The organism is Aquimarina longa SW024 (assembly GCF_001401755.1).
GTDB lineage: Bacteria > Bacteroidota > Bacteroidia > Flavobacteriales > Flavobacteriaceae > Aquimarina > Aquimarina longa.
Genome location: NZ_KQ474101.1, coordinates 97,384 through 116,646 on the forward strand (window position 1 = coordinate 97,384; position 19,263 = coordinate 116,646).

General features: G+C 29.4%; 19 protein-coding genes. 4 read left to right on the plus strand and 15 right to left on the minus strand.

Annotated features, from left to right (window positions below; all coding sequences use genetic code 11):
- Window positions 1–10: 10 nt before the first annotated feature.
- The 10 genes from N456_RS14725 to N456_RS14765 all read right to left on the minus strand — a co-directional run bounded on the left by N456_RS14725 (window position 11) and on the right by N456_RS14765 (window position 9,152).
- The gene (locus N456_RS14725; protein ID WP_062058810.1) at window positions 11–847 is read right to left on the minus strand and encodes a DUF1853 family protein; all 837 of its coding nucleotides are present in this window, start codon (window positions 845–847) and stop codon (window positions 11–13) included.
- Window positions 848–2,926 carry a response regulator gene (locus N456_RS14730; protein WP_062058813.1) on the minus strand — a complete coding sequence of 693 codons (2,079 nt, stop codon included), beginning with the start codon at window positions 2,924–2,926 and terminating at the stop codon, window positions 848–850.
- Window positions 2,927–3,146: 220 nt separating this feature from the next.
- Window positions 3,147–5,111, minus strand: a complete 1,965-nt coding sequence (locus tag N456_RS14735) for a response regulator (RefSeq protein ID WP_158447904.1) — start codon at window positions 5,109–5,111, stop codon at window positions 3,147–3,149.
- A 193-nt stretch (window positions 5,112–5,304) separates the two neighbouring features.
- Window positions 5,305–6,315, minus strand: coding sequence for a pirin family protein (locus N456_RS14740; protein WP_062058819.1), 1,011 nt, complete (start codon window positions 6,313–6,315; stop codon window positions 5,305–5,307).
- A 294-nt stretch (window positions 6,316–6,609) separates the two neighbouring features.
- The gene (locus N456_RS24890; RefSeq protein ID WP_062058822.1) at window positions 6,610–6,831 is read right to left on the minus strand and encodes a hypothetical protein; all 222 of its coding nucleotides are present in this window, start codon (window positions 6,829–6,831) and stop codon (window positions 6,610–6,612) included.
- A gap of 134 nt (window positions 6,832–6,965) precedes the next feature.
- The gene (locus tag N456_RS25250; protein ID WP_338021427.1) at window positions 6,966–7,190 is read right to left on the minus strand and encodes a YdeI/OmpD-associated family protein; all 225 of its coding nucleotides are present in this window, start codon (window positions 7,188–7,190) and stop codon (window positions 6,966–6,968) included.
- The gene (locus N456_RS25255; protein WP_338021423.1) at window positions 7,187–7,540 is read right to left on the minus strand and encodes a YdeI/OmpD-associated family protein; all 354 of its coding nucleotides are present in this window, start codon (window positions 7,538–7,540) and stop codon (window positions 7,187–7,189) included. Before N456_RS25255 ends, N456_RS25250 begins: the two co-directional genes overlap by 4 nt.
- A 103-nt stretch (window positions 7,541–7,643) precedes the next feature.
- On the minus strand, window positions 7,644–8,060 hold the full coding sequence (locus tag N456_RS14755; RefSeq protein WP_062058825.1) for a hypothetical protein: 417 nt from the start codon (window positions 8,058–8,060) through the stop codon (window positions 7,644–7,646).
- 10 nt (window positions 8,061–8,070) lie between these two features.
- On the minus strand, window positions 8,071–8,502 hold the full coding sequence (locus tag N456_RS14760; RefSeq protein WP_148639340.1) for an SRPBCC domain-containing protein: 432 nt from the start codon (window positions 8,500–8,502) through the stop codon (window positions 8,071–8,073).
- Window positions 8,503–8,600: 98 nt separating this feature from the next.
- A complete protein-coding gene (locus tag N456_RS14765; RefSeq protein ID WP_062058831.1) occupies window positions 8,601–9,152 on the minus strand; it encodes a TetR/AcrR family transcriptional regulator in 552 nt (183 codons plus the stop codon).
- Between the two features lie 186 nt (window positions 9,153–9,338).
- Here N456_RS14765 and N456_RS14770 point away from each other — a divergent pair, with 186 nt between their 5' ends.
- Both N456_RS14770 and N456_RS14775 read left to right on the plus strand, forming a co-directional pair.
- The gene (locus N456_RS14770) at window positions 9,339–10,028 is read left to right on the plus strand and encodes a DUF4386 domain-containing protein (protein WP_062058834.1); all 690 of its coding nucleotides are present in this window, start codon (window positions 9,339–9,341) and stop codon (window positions 10,026–10,028) included.
- Between the two features lie 148 nt (window positions 10,029–10,176).
- Window positions 10,177–10,533: a hypothetical protein gene (locus tag N456_RS14775; protein ID WP_062058837.1), complete on the plus strand. Its 357-nt coding sequence runs from the start codon at window positions 10,177–10,179 to the stop codon at window positions 10,531–10,533.
- Between the two features lie 148 nt (window positions 10,534–10,681).
- Here N456_RS14775 and N456_RS14780 read toward each other — a convergent pair whose 3' ends face one another.
- The 5 genes from N456_RS14780 to N456_RS14800 form a co-directional block, all read right to left on the minus strand.
- Window positions 10,682–11,704: a hypothetical protein gene (locus N456_RS14780; protein WP_062058840.1), complete on the minus strand. Its 1,023-nt coding sequence runs from the start codon at window positions 11,702–11,704 to the stop codon at window positions 10,682–10,684.
- Between the two features lie 500 nt (window positions 11,705–12,204).
- Entirely contained in the window at window positions 12,205–13,038 is an 834-nt protein-coding gene (locus N456_RS14785; protein ID WP_240315539.1) for an ABC transporter ATP-binding protein, read from the minus strand.
- A 280-nt stretch (window positions 13,039–13,318) separates the two neighbouring features.
- Window positions 13,319–15,721 carry a gliding motility-associated ABC transporter substrate-binding protein GldG gene (gldG, locus tag N456_RS14790; protein ID WP_062058843.1) on the minus strand — a complete coding sequence of 801 codons (2,403 nt, stop codon included), beginning with the start codon at window positions 15,719–15,721 and terminating at the stop codon, window positions 13,319–13,321.
- 68 nt (window positions 15,722–15,789) lie between these two features.
- On the minus strand, window positions 15,790–16,083 hold the full coding sequence (locus tag N456_RS14795) for a putative quinol monooxygenase (RefSeq protein ID WP_062058846.1): 294 nt from the start codon (window positions 16,081–16,083) through the stop codon (window positions 15,790–15,792).
- A gap of 64 nt (window positions 16,084–16,147) precedes the next feature.
- The gene (locus N456_RS14800; RefSeq protein ID WP_062058849.1) at window positions 16,148–16,978 is read right to left on the minus strand and encodes an SAM hydrolase/SAM-dependent halogenase family protein; all 831 of its coding nucleotides are present in this window, start codon (window positions 16,976–16,978) and stop codon (window positions 16,148–16,150) included.
- 260 nt (window positions 16,979–17,238) lie between these two features.
- Here N456_RS14800 and N456_RS14805 point away from each other — a divergent pair, with 260 nt between their 5' ends.
- Window positions 17,239–18,195 (plus strand): PhoH family protein, encoded by a 957-nt coding sequence (locus tag N456_RS14805; protein WP_062058852.1) that lies wholly within the window; start codon window positions 17,239–17,241, stop codon window positions 18,193–18,195.
- Window positions 18,196–18,309: 114 nt separating this feature from the next.
- On the plus strand, window positions 18,310–19,257 hold the full coding sequence (locus N456_RS14810; protein WP_062058855.1) for a phosphoribosylaminoimidazolesuccinocarboxamide synthase: 948 nt from the start codon (window positions 18,310–18,312) through the stop codon (window positions 19,255–19,257).
- Window positions 19,258–19,263 lie beyond the last annotated feature (6 nt).

A 19,263-nucleotide genomic window follows, 5' to 3' on the forward strand; every position in this document is an offset into this window, starting at 1 on the left:
TTAAGTTTTTTTACCACCAAACGATAAAAAAACGTTCATAAGAATCTCCATTACTTTTCATCCAAAGTAGTGGGGATTTTTTTTTGGCTAGAGATTTATACGCATGTACTATAATTTCCTCAAAAGAAAACCAAGTAGTACAATACTTAGGATTTACAATCCAATCTTTTTTTAATGGAATATTAAAAGAGTAAGCACTATAGCGTTCTTTAGTAAATTCTTTAGATTTTATCCAAAAACCAATAATGCATTGATTATTAAGGAAAGGAATATTCTTGTTTTTTAGAGAAAGAGGAACAAAAAGAGCACCTAGATAACAGACTTGTTGATTAATATGGGTAGGGTGTGTATGTAAACTTTCTAAAATATGAGAGGTTTCACTTTTGTATAATAAAGGTAATTGTTTTGTTTTTAATTTAGCTACCTTTTTTAGCAAAGTATCCTTTCTATTTGGTCCAATCCATCGTTCCATCTCAATATTAATTTGTGGGTCGTATACATAAAATTTATAGACAAGTTCGAGATGTATGATTTTATTATGTAGTTGATCTTGTAGGATAAAATCTAATTCTCCTATTGTAATTTTATCTCTAAATACCTGGATATTTTTTGAGATGATACTATAACGGTGAGAATTGAGAATACAATGTTCAAAAAAATGCTCTATACGTTTACCTAATACTTCGTTTTGGTTATTGTTAATTCCTAACAGTGTATCGGTATCACTTGGTAATATATTAGTTTTTGATAATTCTTTAAAATCAAAGATGGAAAATTCAAAAAGAGTTTCATCGAGCCATAAAGGTGCACTATTTAAAAAACCTAAATACTCATTTACAATCGCCATTTAAGTTGATTTTGACTTAGAGAATACCGTAAAATATTTATTAATAATAGGTTTTAATATTTTTCTATCTATAGGTTTTGATACAAAATCATCACAGCCAGCATCTAATGCTTTTTGGATATCATCTTCTGTAGAATATGCTGTTTGCGCAATAATAGGTATATTAGGGCGTATTTTTTTTATTTTTTTTGTTGCAGTATACCCATCCATTATAGGCATCTTAATATCCATAAGAATTAAATCAATACTTGTATTTTTTTTGCAAATTTCTACAGCTTCTTTACCATTTTCTGCACGATGAATTATAAATTTATATCCTTCCATTTTTAATAATATGGTTTTTAGAAATAAAAAATTTACATTACCATCTTCTACAATTAAGATAATCTGTTTTATAGGAACATTAGAGGTTTTATCCTTATTTAAGGACGTATCAGATGTATTAGAAGTGGTGATAGGAAGATAGGGTAGGGTTACTATAAATGTAGAACCTTTATTAATCATTGAAGAAAAAGAAATAGTACCACCTATTAATTTTGCATTTTTTATAGCAATTGATAAACCTAGACCAAGTCCATCATAACTCTTTGTTACTTCTTTCTCAGATTGCGAGAAATTTTTAAATATTAACTCTTGATCTTCTTGTCTAATACCTATTCCGGTATCTTTTATCATTATTATTAAAGATTTATCTTTTGTCTGACAAGATATTTCTATGACACCTTTGAATGTAAATTTTATAGCATTATCAATAAGATTATATAAAATCTTATTGATTTTTAATTTATCCATGTGTATAATAGACTGTTTTTCATTTAATTTATTGTTAAGGCGTATTGCAATATTTTTACTAATAGCTTTACTCTGAAAATCTGAAAATAATAATTGTAATACTGTATTAAGATTGGTTTCTTCAAAACGAACTTGAACCTGATTCGTTTCTAATTTCGAAATTTCAATGATGTCGTCTATTATGTTAATTAATTGATTGCTACTATCGATAACAATTTTAGAATACTCTTTCTGTTGTCTGGGTGTAATTTCAGGATCATTAAGCAATTCAGAAAAACCGATAATACCATTCATTGGTGTGCGTACTTCATGAGATATATTATGGATAAATGCTGTTTTTAATTTATTACTTTCTTCAGCACAATTTTTAGCAATATTAAGTTCTTTAGTCTTTTGTTTAATCAAGTATTTTAGGTATCGATTAAGTAATAAAATAATAATAAAAGATACTAGTATGAGTACTGTAAAACCGATCCAGAAATTTGCTTTTTTATAAAAAGGAACAATAGCACTGTATAACCAGTTATCAAAAATCACTTCTTTTTCATTATCATTGATATTATTGGTCGTTTTAGAGATAATTTGATTTAAAATGGTATTATTTTTCTGAACAGCTAAACTAGGAGTATAGCTGTATTGGATTTCTGAAACAATTTTAAGATCATTTAAGTTTTCTGTTTTTATCAAGTAGTTGGCAACTGCCTTGGGACCTATATATGCATCGTATTTGCCTATGCTAACCTGTTTTAGACACGTTAGGTCATCTATTTCTGTTGCAAGATTCAGGTTTTTATTGTGTTTTTTTAAGTTTTCATATATCGCATAATCTTTAGGAACGACAATGACTTTATCTAAGTACCTATTTAATTTTGAGCTATGAATACGATCTTTTTTGGTTACTATGACATGCTTGGATTCAAAAAGGCGAGAATAAAAATTAAGATAAGAATCCCGTGTAGGAGTTTGTTGTATTTCTAGTATAATCTGAATTTTATTATTTTTTGCATCGTCTAATAATTGCTCCCAATTAGTGTATAATTTTCGTTTAAACTTATGATTTATTTTATCTTCAATCAGAGACAGATAATCAACTAGAATACCATCGATCTGATCATTTTCATTGATGAATTGATATGGTGCATAATAAGGGAAAAAACCGACTGAAATCTCATCATTATTCTGAAGCCATTTTTTTTCTTCTTCATTGAGGATTGAAGGCTTAGAACAAGAAATAGTTCCGATCAATATAATGATTGAAAAGAAAGTATTTAGCAATTTTATTGACATAATTTTTACTAGTTATTCCTTAGGAATTCTAATAAAGATACTATTTAATACTAACACTTTCAAAAAAACAGTTACCCTATTTAGACAGGTTGTTGTTTAGAATTACATATTATAAGGTGAAACCTTTTTTTTTGTGTTTTATCGTTATTTTATGTTGACTTTAGTGGATAATTTTGGGTTTTATTTGGTGTAAATTTTACATCCTTAATCTAGGATTGTACTAGTTTATTTCTGAAATTATCGGTAAGTATTTAAGTATTATTTTTTTTAAAGTTATAGGATCTATAGGTTTTGAAATAAAGTCATCGCATCCTGCATCAAAGGCAGTTTTAATATCTTCTTTAGTTGTATATGCTGTCTGAGCTACTATAGGTAGTTTTGGATATAATTTTTTTATTAATTTACTTGCATCATAACCATTCATTTCAGGCATTTTTATATCCATAAATACTAGATCGATAGCAGTATTTTCTTTACAAAATATAACTGCTTCTTTACCATTTTTTGCTCGATGAATGATAAAATCATAGTTTTCTATTTTTAAAAGTATTGTCTTGATTATTAAAAAATTAACGTCCCCATCTTCTGCAATTAAAAGGGTGTGCTGTTTAGTGTTTGATTTTTGGGGTATTAAGGATTTATTGTAATTATTAGTGGATGCAATGGTACTATGAGGTAATTTAAATCTAAAAGTAGAACCTTTATTAGGAATTGAAGTAAAGGATAGTTCGCCCCCCATTAAATTTATATTTTCTTTGGCTATAGTGAGTCCTAGCCCCAAGCCTCCATATCTTTTTGAGATTTTATTTTCTGATTGAGAAAAACTTTGAAATATAATTTCTTTATCCTTTGGTGCAATTCCTATTCCAGAATCTCTTACCATGACTATTAAAGCATCATTTTTTACGGTACAAGAAATAAGTACAGCTCCTCTTTTGGTAAACTTGATAGCATTTTCAATCAGACCTTTGCTGATTTTAATGAGCTTTTCTTTATCAATCAATGCATATCGATGGTGTTCTTTAATGGTATTACTAAGAAGTAATGTAATATCTTTTTTCTTAGCTTTTGTATTAAACATTCTATGAATCGTATTAAAAACTGCATATAAATCAGTTTCTTCTGGATTAAGTTTTACGAGTTTAGCTTGTAATTTTGATATTTCAAGAATATTATCCATACTGTCGATTAATTGTTGGCTACTGTTTGCAACAATTTCAGTATATAATGTTTTTTCATAGTTTGTTGTTGTAAAGTCTTTCAAGAATTGAGAAAACCCTATGATACCATTCATTGGCGTCCTAATCTCATGAGATATATTATTAATAAATGCTGTTTTTAGCTGATTATCTTTTTCAGAATTTTCTTTTGCTATTCTTACTGCTTTTGTTTTTTGTTTTACGATATAGCTTAAGTAAAAATTTATACCTAAAATTAAAAAGAAACCTAATATTATAAAAAGTATAAAAGGAATCAAGAAATTAGCATTTTTATAAAAAGGGCGTCTTTTAGTATAAAGCCAGTTTTCTATAATATTTTTTTTTTCTGTATCTGAAATATCTTGAATGGCTTTTTTTATAATATCATTAAGTAGTTTATTTTCTTTATCAACTGCAATTTTTGGGATATACTTTATATTGGTTTCCGAAACAGTTTTTAGATTATTTAAATTGTTATTTTTTATCAAATAATTTACTACTGATAAAGGGCCGATATATGAATCATATGTTCCGGAGTTTAATTTTTTGAGACAAGTTAAATCGTCTTTATCTTCAATAAAAATAAGTTGTGGATATTTCTGTTTTAGGTTTTCAGAAATGGCATAATCTTTTGGTACTGTTATTTTTTTGTTTAGTAAGTCAGTAATTTTTTTGACAGATGGAGTATGTTTTCGGGTTACGATAACATGATTGGATTCAAAAAAATGAGAATAAAAATTAAGATAAGAATTTCTTGTAGAGGTTTGCTCTATTTCAATAATAATGTCAGTTTTTTTCTTTTTTGCATCATGGATCAGTTTAGACCATTCTGGATAATACTTTCGTTTAAATTTATAATCTATTTTATGCTCTATTAATTCTATGTAATCAATAAAAATTCCTTCAATTCTATTATCATTATTTATAAATTGATATGGGGGGTAATATGGAGATAAAGCTATAGTTATAGAATCATTTCGTTTCAACCAGTTAATTTCTGTATCCGTTAATATTTTTTTCTTAGAACAAGAAAAAAATAGCACTGAATACAGAAAAAGAAATAAAGGTAAAAGAAATGTTTTCTTATTAAACATTTAGGTAAGATCTTCTATAGTAATGATAATTAGATTTATATAGTTTTTTTAAAACTAAAGTTAAGGATTATTTGTTAATTAGAACTTATTTTTTTATTTCTGTACCATCAGGGTATAGTGCAAACCTTCCTTTAGAGGGACCATGAACGTGGTCATGTTCATCCCATGGCCATCCTCCAAACTCAGTTTGTTGATATTCGTGTATGGCTTCTCTGATTTCTAACTGATTATTCATTACAAATGGTCCATGTTTTACTACGGGTTCATTAATTGGTTTACCTTGTAATAGGAGCAGGTGAGCTTCTGTATCTCCATTTTTTAAGATAAATTCTTGGCTAGAATTTACAATAATTTCATGATTAACAGGGATGGTGTATCCTTCACTAAAGACTTCTTTGCCTTTAAAAAAATATAAAGATCTGTTTATTCCTTCTGAGGTAGTCGGAAATGTAAAAGTAGCATTAGGCGCCATTTTAATTGTCCATATGGCTATCTCATTATTCAGATCTGTTGCCCATGAGTCTGGAGCTGGAGGTGGTGCTGTTATCTCATCTAGTGTCCCAGCTATTACTGTGATTTCAATATTATTTTTATCCGTATCAGATATTTTGAGTATTGGAATATCTTCTTGCCAAAGCATTTTAAAGTGGGGAGTGACCATTTTTTTGTTTCTAGGTAGATTAAGCCAAATTTGAAAAAGTAGTAAAGGATTTTCTTTTTCAGTATTTAGTAGAGGGAACATTTCAGAATGTTGCACTCCTTTTCCTGCGGTCATCCATTGTACATCACCATTGCCAAATCGTCCTGCAGCACCTAATGAATCGGAATGATCTACTAATCCTTTTTGAACAATAGTAATGGTTTCAAAACCACGATGAGGATGTGCAGGAAATCCAGGAATTCTACGACCATGATACATTCTCCACCCATTTTTTATTGTAAAATCTTGACCTATAGTGCGACCTTCTAAAGAGGCATCAGGACCTAGTTTACCATTTCCTCTGGGGTATTGATCTTCATGATATGCACAAAATAAAAATGGATCATTGGTTTCCCAAGGAAACCCTAAAGGTCTAATTTTTATGACTGATGACATAATTTAGTTATTTTATTCTTTAGTATTACGTAATGCTTTTATATCATTTTAGATTTTAATTTATCTAAGGTGTTTTTTGTTTTCTTATAGATAATTTTAAAATCAAAATTAATATATGGTACTCTAAAATAGTCTATTTAAAATTAGAATAAAAGAGTCTTCTTAATATTTAGGTCCTCACAGGTTTTTAAACCTGTGAGGATTATGCCTATAATATATATTTTAATTATGACCAATATAGCATCCACACCTGCTAATTTTCCTTCTTTAAGAGAACCAATATTATTTTCTGCATTAATACTGCGTGCGATTTAGGTTCCTCTTAGGGCTTCTATATTGGTTATTTAATGCTTTACATGTTTTTTTAACTAGGATATGTCCATTTTCATATTCTTCATCTGGTACCATAGTTCTATGTCTAGAGCGTATATCGATAATAGTTCTAGGAGTATATTTTAATAACTTTTTATTTTCCTGCACCTTATCTTTTTGATAGAAATAGTATTCTCCATTCATTTCTCCGTAGTTTACAATTAATGTTGGGATATATATTGAGTAATACTAGTTTTTTATAATTCATTTATATCTTTATACATAGGGTTTAAACTATTACAAAGAGAAAAATAAATTTATTATAGGCTGATTATTGATTACCTATTTCCTCTTGATTTTATATTTGCTTTACACAACTTAATAATTTCTATGATACGCTTATTTTTTGTTTCTTCTCGTTTGGCTTGATTAAGCCAGTATAAATAACTTTTTTGATACCCTGGAGCAAAATTTTTATAGTTTTCATAGGCTTTAGGATTTTGATCAAAAGCATTCTGTAAATTCTCTGGAATAATACCTTTTTCTACATCATCTAATGCTATCCATGAACCATTTTTTTAGCAATTTTAATACTATCCAAACCATTTTTGTGCATCAATTCATTTTTGATAAGATCTACGATGTAGGTTTTATTAAGCTTACTCCAAACGCTTTTAGGTTTACGAGGACAGAAATATTGTCTACGACGTTGATCATCTAGCCGTTTTACTGTAGAATCAATCCATCCATAGCATAATGCTACTTTTACAGCTTCTTCCCACCGCATACTAGCTACTTTACTCTCTACCTTATATAATATTAGGTATACTCCAGTAGATGTATTATAATTTTTATGCAACCAAGAGCGCCATTCTTGATCATTTTTAAAGTATAATTCGGGTTTATCAGTCATGGACAATTTTATAAAAACGAATTCTGAAGATACTAATTTTTCTATAGATTAGAAGTTGTAAGAGTTGTTATTGTTTCCTCTCTTTTTTAATGTAGTTTTATCCTTATATATTTTTATGCAATCCCCATTTCTTTAGTCCACCAACTAAAAATAAGAGCCCTATTATTAATGCAATTATTGAATATATCATTTCTAATGGTTCGTTTTTATCTTGTATAGGAGCTGCTATTAGTTCTCCAAGTCCACGAAAAATATAAATTCCAGAGATGATGAATATCCCTAATTTTAAGAAAGGTAATTTTCTGAGTTTATGATCTGCTGATAAACCATATAGTCCAAAAATAAAAAAAACAATGGCTACAAGAATGGTTATTATATAAGGAAGCAAAAAATGAGTTTGTGCAATTTCAAACATTTCTTTACCAATGCCTGTTATTTCAAACATTTTTTTTGCCCATATGAGTCCAATTATATGGCTTAAGGCAATTATTATATTGATGTATCCCCCAATTTTTAACATAGCATATATTTTATTTTTCTAGTACTGTTTTAAGCTCAGTATTCATAGCGTTAAAACTTTTTAATTCTTTACATATTTGTTTATAAAATAAAGAGGTAATTAATCCTCTTAGTTTCCATTTTTGGATAAAAACTACATGTTCTTTATCGATTTCTCTAATTATAAAATAATGGGTAGCCGAAAAAAACCATTTTCCAATTATTTTTTGTGTAGCAGAAAAAGAAACATTATCTTCTCGGTGCATTGTGGTAGCATTAAATTTTGATTTCTTACCTTTTGGATTATAAATTGTTACCTTAAATTTTTTACCTACAACCAAATCTTCATTCTGTTCCATTTCTAAGATGGTATTCCAGTTAGGGTACTCTTTAAAATTGGTTATTGTTTTCCAGACGGTTTCTTTTGATGCATTAATTTTTATTTCAATTTTATATTCCTTCATTTTTTGAGCATTTAGGATAATGGGTGAAAAATTGATTATTAGAAATATTATAATACTTAGCTTCAATTTAGAATTGTGAGGGATATCGGAGTTTATCATCATAGCTCTATAAAAAGACTTATTTCAGAACATACTTCTTTAACATAATTTTTATGTTGTTTTTTATATCTAATCATTTCATGGTATCCTATTAAGTATTTGTAAAAAAGAGTTGCTCTTTTTCTACCTTCTTCTATAGTAAACCCCATTTCTTGCAATAGATTAGCAACAAAATCAATCCGTTGGTTATCTATTGTATCTATAATAGATTGAATATTTTTTTCTTTTTGTCCATATCTTTTTAGATAAAAAATGAAATCTAAATATGGATCTTTTTTAAATACTAGTTTGATTAAGATTTCAAACTTCAGTTTTGCAGATTTTTTACTATTGATTAATGTGATTATTTGTTCTGTATCTATTGCAATCCAAAAGCTAATCACTTGTTCTATAAACTCTTTTTTTGTTTTAAAATGCCAATAAAAACTAGATTTATTACAATTCAGTTTTTTAGCCATTTTTTCAATTATTATCCCAGAGATTCCTTGTTCTGCAAAGAGTTTATGTCCGAGTTGTATCCAATCATTTTTTTGAGCAATAATTTTTGGCATTATTTAGACGGTTTCGTTTAAAAAGCAAATGTATAATAAAATAAATAAATAAACGGTATCGTTTAATAAATAATAAGATTTAAAAAACTATTATTTAGTAGTTGTTTGTGTCTGTTTTAGATTTAATGCGTGTAGTAACAAATTAGCGTTTAGATCGTCATCCTGTAAAATACTAAAACATATAAAATGAGATCCAATAAGAAAACAGGTAGAATTGCAGGGTTTTTATTTCTTACAGTTATCATATGTGGTGTGTTTGCAGAATTTTTTGTTCGTCAGAAAATTTTTGTAAGTGATAATCCTACTGCAACTGTACATAATATTAGTATTAATGAATGGTTGTTTCGTATAGGTATTATAAGTGATATAGCCATGATAGTTGCTTTTTTCTTTTTTTCTTTGGTTTTATATCAAATATTTAAACATATTAACAAAAATCATGCAAGGCTGATGTTGTTGTCTGTTATGATAGCTGTTTCGATTTTATTAATTATTGTATTATATCAAATAGCTGCTTTGTTATTAGTTACAGGGTCAGATTATGTAAATGGGTTTGAAACTAGTCAATTGAATGGACTGGTTATATTTTTTCTAAAAATGCATACGAATGGATACTTCATTTCGCAAGTGTTTTATGGGTTATATTTATTTCCTCTTGGATATATGATTTTTAAATCAGGTCTTGCTCCTAAAATTATTGGTATTTTATTAATGCTAGGCTGTATTGGAGATCAGATTGATGTTATTCGATTTTTTCTTTTACCAGATTATGAATCAGTAGTATTACAAAATATTACAGTCCCTGCAGATTTAGGAGAGCTTTCATTATGTTTATGGTTACTGATTAAAGGAGTAAAAGAGCAGAATGATGTTTAATTTTTTTATACAAAAAGCGAATCTATTAGATAGTATAACTTAGTTGTTAGTTATGTAATGGCTATAAAAGATAACATAATTTTATACCCTTAATCATCAAAACTTTTAATATTTTTAAGAAAATTTATTAAAAACAGAGTAAGATAAAATGAAGAAAATAATAAGTATTGTAGCTGTTGTGTTGTTAATAGGTTGTTTATGCCTGTATTATATAACTATGCCTGATGTTATAACATATAAGAGTCCTGATGGTGAGTATACACTAACGGTATCTGGTAAGCGAAATATTTTTGATATATCAATGCCAGGAAATGGGGGGAGTGGATCAAAAGAAGTAATTATAAAGGTATTTAAACATAATGATGAAATAGCGAGTTCAGAATCTAATTCGGATTTTGATGTTGTAATGGGAGATATAAGAATAGAATGGGATACAGCACATAATGAAGTGTTTTATGCTATTGCAAGATCAATTGATCTAAAGACAGGGGAGTTTTTATATTAGATAGAAAGAAGGATGTATTTAGAGAGAGGTTAGTAAAGTTCACATAGATTTTGTTTTTTACACATATATCTTCTTGATTTTATATAAAAAAAAGCCAGACATTCTATAAAAGAATATCTGGCTTTAGGTCTATAATAGCGAATCGCTATTAGTTCTGTATTTTTATGTCTAGTTTAATAAAATCTCCTGTACCGTCAGTACCAGAAATTTCTACTACTTTGATAAGTCCTTTATTACCGTAGCTATCCACATATTCTATAATATTACCTTCTCTTAGATCAAGTACTCTTTCACTGAGAGAGGCAGTAATAAAATCTAAGTCTGTACTATTTTTTATAGCATCAAAATCTGCTATAGTTTTTGTAGACCTTGCAAAATATCCTTTGTTTAATTCTTCTTTGGCTACTTTAGATATCGCAGGTACATCTATAACGGCTTTAGGATAATCATAAGTAGACGCTAAAGAAGCCTTATTGTTTTTTCCATAATAATATCCAAAATCCCATAGAGCAGCATATTCTTCTCCTTGGTTTATTTTATATACAGTTTCGTTGTATAAAGAGATAAATGTTTTAGAAGATCCATCTCCAAGAGGAGCTGATAATATCGTTTTTGTAAATGATTTTATACCAGAACTACTATTAGTTCCTTCACCATATTTAATTATTATAGTACCCATGTCATCATCACCTAGTGCATTTCTTTTGGCTACGTTTCTAAAATCTCCTCTTCCTGTAGTAGCCCATAATCTGTATACGATAGTACCTGTAGATAGTGTTGGAGCAGGGAAATTGATTTTAAATTCAAAATCTTTTTTATCTCCTCCTACGAGATCCAAAGATCCATCTGGTTTTTCATCAACTTCTTGAGAAGTAAATACAAAAGGAATTTCTCCTGCACCACCTGTATCCTGAGTGATGTATAATCGTCTCATTGATTTAGTAGTAGAAGAAAATTTTACTTTTGCTTTGATAGTAGTTCCAGTAGTACCTCCATTAACAGTAACAAGGCGTTTATCTCCAACGTTAGATTCTGTTACGATAAGTTCTGCATCAAATACTTCCCCATCAGCAGGTTTTAAATCTTCGTTATCATCTGAACTACAACTAAATGTTAAAGCAGCAATAAGTACTAATGCTACAAACGGTTTAAATCTGAAAATAATATTCATAATTGATTTGGTTTATAAATTCTAGACAAAACTATGATTTTTCAGGCTAAACTCTACTATGTGAAATACGTTAAAGTTTTGCAGTTTTCCCTTTAAAAAGAAGTTTTTTTTCAATTAAATGGAATCAAAAGAAGAATAATAGCAAAAGTGATCTGAGAGATATTCAATGTAGACATATAAATAAGATAACATACAGGTAAAAAATAGCTGTTTTTTCTTTATATAAAATTGTAATAAGAATAGGTATCGATTCTTTAGTATATAAAGCTGTGATTTTTTTATCTTCTATAGAAGGTGTAATCCCTCTTCATTGAGGGTTTAATTCTCCGTATTCTATGATTAAAACAAACTTTATAAGGATATTTTGTTTATCTATTATGCTGCTGCGTATTTCATAAAATCCACGTAGGCTTGCCCCTACATCAAAATATTTTTTTTTCGGAAGTATACCTCATGAGCTTGCTCCGAGGTTGTTGATTAATCATACATAGTAAGCTGTTTTAATCTCGTACTTTATATCTTCCTGACTTGGAGTCAAAAAGAATTAAATCTTTAGGGAATAATGATGAAAAAGCATGACATTGTACTAATTCTTTAGGTCTTCCAAATTCAAAACCTTCTTGATTCATAACGATCATTTTATCACATAATTGTATGGCAAAATCAATCTCGTGGGTAGAGAAAAGAATGGTTCTTTGGGTTTCAAAAGCGAGGCGTTTTAGGAGTTTTAAAATATAAGCTTTATGATATACATCTAGATGTGTTGTAGGTTCATCTAGCATAATAAAAGGAGTATTCTGAGCTAGAGCTCTAGCAATAAGTACTTTCTGTAACTGTCCGTCACTAAGTTCAAAACATCTTTTAGCAATTAAATCAGTAATGTGTGTTATCTCTATTGCTTTTTTTACTTTATAAATATCTTCTTCGGTCATTTTACCAACCCAATTTGTATAGGGTTGTCTACCTAGAGCAACTAATTCCTGAACAGTAAGGTTTTTTGATGCGATTTGCTCAGTTAATACAATACTTAATTGAGAGGCAAGCTCTAGAGATTTATAAGAAGTAAGATCTTTATTGGATAATAAAATTTTACCATGTAAAGCAGGTTGAACACGAGATAAGGTACGTAGTAATGTTGATTTTCCGATCCCATTAGCACCTACCAAGCCCACTAATTCTCCTTGATACAATTTTAGGTTAATATCAGCAGCAATAACATTCAATTTTTTTTTTGAATGATATCCTATAGATAGATTTTCTGTTTTTAAAACAATATGTTGATTTTCAGTATTAATGCAGTTTCGTTTATAGGGTTTGAGGCTTTTAGACTTCAAATATAGACAATAGATTTTTAACTTAGCGTATCAATATCATTAAGTTAAGGTATTTGATTATCAGTAGTTAATGTGATGTTTGATGTTTCAGAGGTTTTATTTAATTTTTTAAAATCATTTTTAGAGAAGTATTCAAACGATACGTAAAGAAAGAATTTATAGGGTGACGGATTAAATTTTTAAAACCAATTTTTTAGTGTCCAAGTGGAATTAATTTCCATTTGTTTTTTCTTATCATTTTCACTCAAAGTTGAGTGTTTTTCATTGAAGGTTGAGTGTTTTATATTTCATTTTTGATATATTTTCTCTTTCTGAAATAAGAGAATAAAAAACCAAAAACAAGTAAGGAGAGCAAAGGTATTAGGATGTTAATAACTTGCCACATAGTTCTGTTACCGACAACTTTTTTAATGTCTAAAAATGATATGTTTACTTCTTTACTTCGTACTTCGATAAGACCTGAGTCATCTAATAGATAGTTAACAGCATTTAGTAAAAACTCTTTATTTCCATATTTTAAATTCATAGCAGGATCAAAACCTAATGGGATCGGTTTTCCTTTTCGTGTTTGATTTTTAATAATATCACCATCTGCGATTACGATCATTTTTGTGGTATTACTAATATCTTTATGTTTTCCTGTTTTATAAGGTTTTACTCTGTCTTTATATGTAGATTTAAAATTTCCTTCGAGTAATACAGCTAGATTCTGAGGACCTTCAGTATAGCTATTGATGTCAGGTTTTTTTCTGATAATGTTTTCTAAGCGTATTTCTTTAGGAACACCTTCGATTTTAGATTTATCAGAACTGGTAAGTAATACCGTTTTTTTTATGGAATTTTTTAAAGTATCTATCTGATTCGAAAATTCAAACTTTACAGATTCTATATTTTTTACAATAGAATGGTCACTCGTACTTTTTGTCAACGATCCATAAAACCATGGGTATGGAGTAAATTGTGTTTCATTACCCTGACCAGAGGCTAATACTAATGGAGCAGAGTATAGATCATTTACTAATACAGGGTTTATTCGGACTCCATAAGAGAATAAAGCGTCTCCTAGTCTTAGATCTTGCATAATGGCAATAGAGGTGCCTTGGGGATTCATTAAACTATCAATTTCCATTGTTACAGACTCTAATAACCACAGTGATTTTCCTCCATTCATTATAAATTGATCGAGTACATATTTTTCTTTTTCAGAAAAGGGTTTTGTAGGTTTAGCATTGATGATCATGTCGAATTTTTGTAATTCTAACAGTGTTTTTTCTGGATTACTGGCTACAGAATCTAATGTAAACGCACCTATGTAATAGTAATTTTGTAGTGTTTTTATAAAATCAGCAATTTTTATATCTGGTAACTGCCCATTACCTTTTAGTACAGCAATTTTATGTCGTTTAGGGTGTAATAGTTTGCTTAATCCATCGGCAAAAGCATATTCTAATTGTTGTATAGAATTACTAACACGTTCATCAGAGTTGGCACCAATAGTATTTTTGATTAGAGGAATCTTTACACTAGTATTCTGATAGCTTACAATAGCCCATGGGACTACGGTTTCGACTTCTGTCTTTCCATTTTCCTGAACACTAACTTCCATAGGAGTGAGTCCGTACTTTTGTAATTCTATAATGGTTTGATCCCGTACTTCTTCTTCTTTAAATGGGTTCGTAAAGATATATTGTATATTAGAATTGAGGCTATTAAACTCCTCTAGTAATTGTTTTGTCTCTGATTGTAAGCGTCTAAACTCAGCAGGGAATTCACCTTCTAATAATACATCTATCACTATAGGAGTAGGGGCTTCTAGAACTAAATTCTTAGTAGCTTTTGATAATGTATAACGGCTATCTTTTGTAAGATCAAAACGATCGTATACAGAATTTCCGATCATTCCTATAGCAATCGAAGATATAATGATACTACTGATAAGCTTTATTTTTTTAGGAAGACTATCCTTTTTAAGGATTATAACAGAAAGCATTACAAATAAAAAGATGATACTTATAAAATAAAGAATATCTCTGGTGTCTATGACTCCTTGTCCTATGCGCTCATAATGCAACTGTATTCCTAGATACTCGATGATGTTAGTAGAGGTGTCTGATGTTGTATAATCAATGAGTCCACTGAATCCAAAATAAAAGATAAAGCAGATCAATAACGCACTTAAAAAAGCAATGATTTGGTTATTGGTTATTGCAGAGGCAAATACTCCAATAGCAGTATAGGAGCCACTAAGTAATATCAGTGCTATATAGGATCCAATGATATTACCCATATCTAGATTTCCTATGGGGTTTCCTAATTGATAAATGGTAAAGATATATAATACACTAGGTATTAATGCTATTATAATAAGAGATAAGCTACCTAGGTACTTGCCAGTAACCATTTGCCAAGTTTTTATGGGTTTAGTAAGTAATACTTCTAGAGTGCCTTGTTTTTTTTCTTCAGCAAAACTACGCATGGTTACCGCAGGAATTAGGAATAGTAGAATCCATGGAGCTATCATAAAGAAAGGAGAAAGGTCTGCAAATCCGCTATCAAGGATATTAAATTGTCCTTTAAATATCCATAAAAAAAGCCCGTTAAGAACCAGAAATATGGCAATAACAAGGTATCCTACTGTAGAGGAGAAAAAAGTATTAATTTCTTTTCGTAGTAATGCGAACATAGTTTTTTAAAAAATTAGAGGTTTCTAAGTTGTATTTTAATACGCTAAATAACAACTGGAAATATACATTACAAATTAGAAACTTCGGTTACGCTCCAAGCTTCTGGTTTTTGATTAAATTTATTTTTGGTGTTTTTCCAAACTTCTTTAAATAACGTAGAGTTTCTATAGTTATTGAGGTGTACTTCTGATTCCCAATGGCTATAGGTAAAAAACTGATTGGAATGAGTAATATCTCGCAATAATTTTAAATGACTACAGCCTTCAAAATTTCTAATTAGATCTTTATGTAGTTCAAAATTTTCTAAAAAAGCATCTATTTGATCGGGTATAAATCCCATTTTTACGATTCGTAGTATCATTTTATAAGTTTCAAAATAGTAAAACACAAAAGTTTTACAGTTTTTTTTTAAGTTATTTATAATTTTATTCAAAGCTTACACTTACAGTGTCTCTATAGTATAATCCAAATAGGCTAGAGGCTCCACCTATTGTTCTAGGATTACTCTTATATATGGCCAATTCTAAATATCCTGAGGAATTAAATAGAGCTATTTTTTTACCATCTTCTTCACGTTTACTTTTTTCAATTCCAAAATTAATAGCATCACTATATCGTAGATATACATTTTGGAATACAGCAGTACGTGCAGTAATTTTGAATTTCCTTCCTTTTCCAATTTTTTCAAATAGCTTACGTGTAATATTAGTAACTAGGTTACCATAATTATCGATGTAAATGATACTTCCTACAATTTGGGTATCTCCTACATTAACAATAGGAGTGGCTCCTTTTATGGTTTTAATGTCAGAAATTGTTTTTCCGATTACCTCTAGGGTACCTCCACGAGCAATATGGCAAGCTACAGTTACAAAAACATCTAGTACAGGGAAATTACTAGCTATAGCATCATGAATGTTTATTTCTACAGTTTTTTCAGGATTAAACTCTGATGTAATTAGAGAAATTAGCCCATTATTAGCACATATAAAATAATGATCATCTAGCTGTACTGCGATATGTTTATTCTCGGGATTAAGTTCACTATCGATCCCAATAATATGGATACTCCCTTTTGGAAAATTTTTATAAGCATTTTGTATAATATATGCTGCTTCTGTAATATGAAAAGGTGAAACATCATGGGATATATCAACAATTTTGGCTTCTGGTAATTCTGAATAAATAGCTCCTTTAACCGCAGATACAAAATGATCTTTAATTCCGAAATCTGTAGTTAAGGTAATAATTGGCATGTATAAGAATTGTTAATATCTTTTAGTTGTAAGCGTATAAAAATATGTAAATTTGTTATGAGATTGTTTACAGTTTTTTTTGATTACATAATGATGATAAAACTACTATATTTATTGCTTAATTTACTAATATATAGTAGTGATAACTAAAATATGTTATTTTGTTTTTCAATTTATTTTGTATTCCTGACAAAAATGTAAACAATTTTAGCAAACTTAGGCAATCCTAAAAAAAAATCATACTAAAATTCGTATAGCTTTTGAATGAACTTATAATTGAACTGACAGAAATCAACCCGAGAGAGTTTTTCGGACTTCAGAATAGTAATATTCAACTATTAAAAAAATACTTCCCTAAGTTAAAAATTGTGGCAAGAGGTAGTAAGTTAAAAGTGTATGGTGATGAAGATCTACTAGAAGAGTTTGATAAACGATTTAATATGTTACTAGAACATTTTGCTAAATATAATAAGCTTGATGAGAATGTAATAGAACGCGTACTTACTAGTGACAGTAAAGAAGACTATGAGACATCGGTTAATAGTGGAGAAGTATTAGTACATGGAGTAGGAGGTAAACTCATTAAAGCTCAGACTGCTAATCAGCGTAAACTAGTAGAATCCTGTACTAAGAATGATATGGTTTTTGCGATAGGTCCAGCCGGAACAGGAAAAACGTATACAGGAGTTGCATTAGCCATTAAAGCATTAAAAGAAAAGCAAGTTAAGCGTATTATCCTTACACGCCCTGCTGTAGAAGCTGGGGAGAATCTTGGTTTTTTGCCAGGAGACTTAAAAGAGAAGCTAGATCCTTATATGCAACCTTTATATGATGCTTTACGTGATATGATCCCTAGTGAAAAACTAGATAGTTTTATTGAAAAAGGAGTTATTCAAATTGCTCCAATGGCATTTATGCGAGGTAGAACTCTAGATAATGCTTTTGTAATCCTTGATGAGGCGCAGAATACAACACATGCCCAAATGAAAATGTTTTTGACTCGTATGGGTAAAAATGCTAAGTTTATTATTACTGGTGATCCAGGGCAAATTGATTTGCCAAGAAGAGTTACATCAGGGCTTAAAGAAGCTTTATTAGTACTGAAAAATGTTCAGGGTATTGGCATGATTTATCTAGATGATAAAGATGTGATTCGTCATAAATTAGTAAAGAAAGTGATTGCAGCATATAAAGAAATTGAAAATAGAAATGGATAATTTAGTAGTTGACTAAGAGAGAATGCTTAACTGTTAGCATATATGTTGCTCTACTTTTACTAAGTGACCCAAATACTCACTAACTAAGTGATCCAAATATTTACAAAGTAAGAAATGAATACAATAATAGACACAAATTATAATTTTCCTAACCAAAAATCAGTGTATAAAGGAAAAGTAAGAGAAGTATATAGTATAGATGATGAATTATTGGTGATGATTGCAACTGATCGTTTATCTGCGTTTGATGTAGTAATGCCGAGAGGAATCCCTTTTAAAGGGCAGATTCTTAATCAGATTGCTACTAAGATGATGAAAGAAACAGAAGATTTGGTTCCAAACTGGTTGATTGCTACTCCAGATCCAAATGTGGCAATAGGTCATTTTTGTGAACCGTTTAAGATAGAAATGGTTATAAGAGGTTATTTATCAGGGCATGCTGCTCGTGAGTATGTATTAGGAAAACGAATGCTATGCGGTGTTGCTATGCCAGAGGGAATGAAAGAAAATGATAAATTCCCTGAACCAATCATTACTCCTTCTACTAAAGCCGATAATGGAGAACATGATGAGGATATTTCTAGAGAAGAGATACTATCAAAAAAAATTGTCTCAGAAGAAGATTATCTCGTTTTAGAAGAGTATACTCGTAAGCTTTTTCAAAGAGGAACAGAGATCGCTGAAGCACGAGGATTAATTTTAGTGGATACTAAATATGAATTTGGAAAAACTAAAGAAGGTAAGATTGTATTGATTGATGAAATACATACTCCTGATTCTTCGCGTTATTTTTATATAGAAGGATATAAAGAACGACAGCAAAACGAAGAGCCTCAAAAACAATTGTCAAAAGAATTTGTAAGACAGTGGTTGATTAGTAATGGTTTTCAAGGAAAAGAAGGACAACAGATTCCAGAAATGACAGATGAATATATTCAATCTGTTTCTGAACGTTATATCGAATTATATGAAAATATAACCGGAACTCCTTTTGAGAAAGCAAGTGTTTCTAATATAGATGCTAGAATAGAAAATAATGTATTAGAATATTTAAAACCATAATCTAAC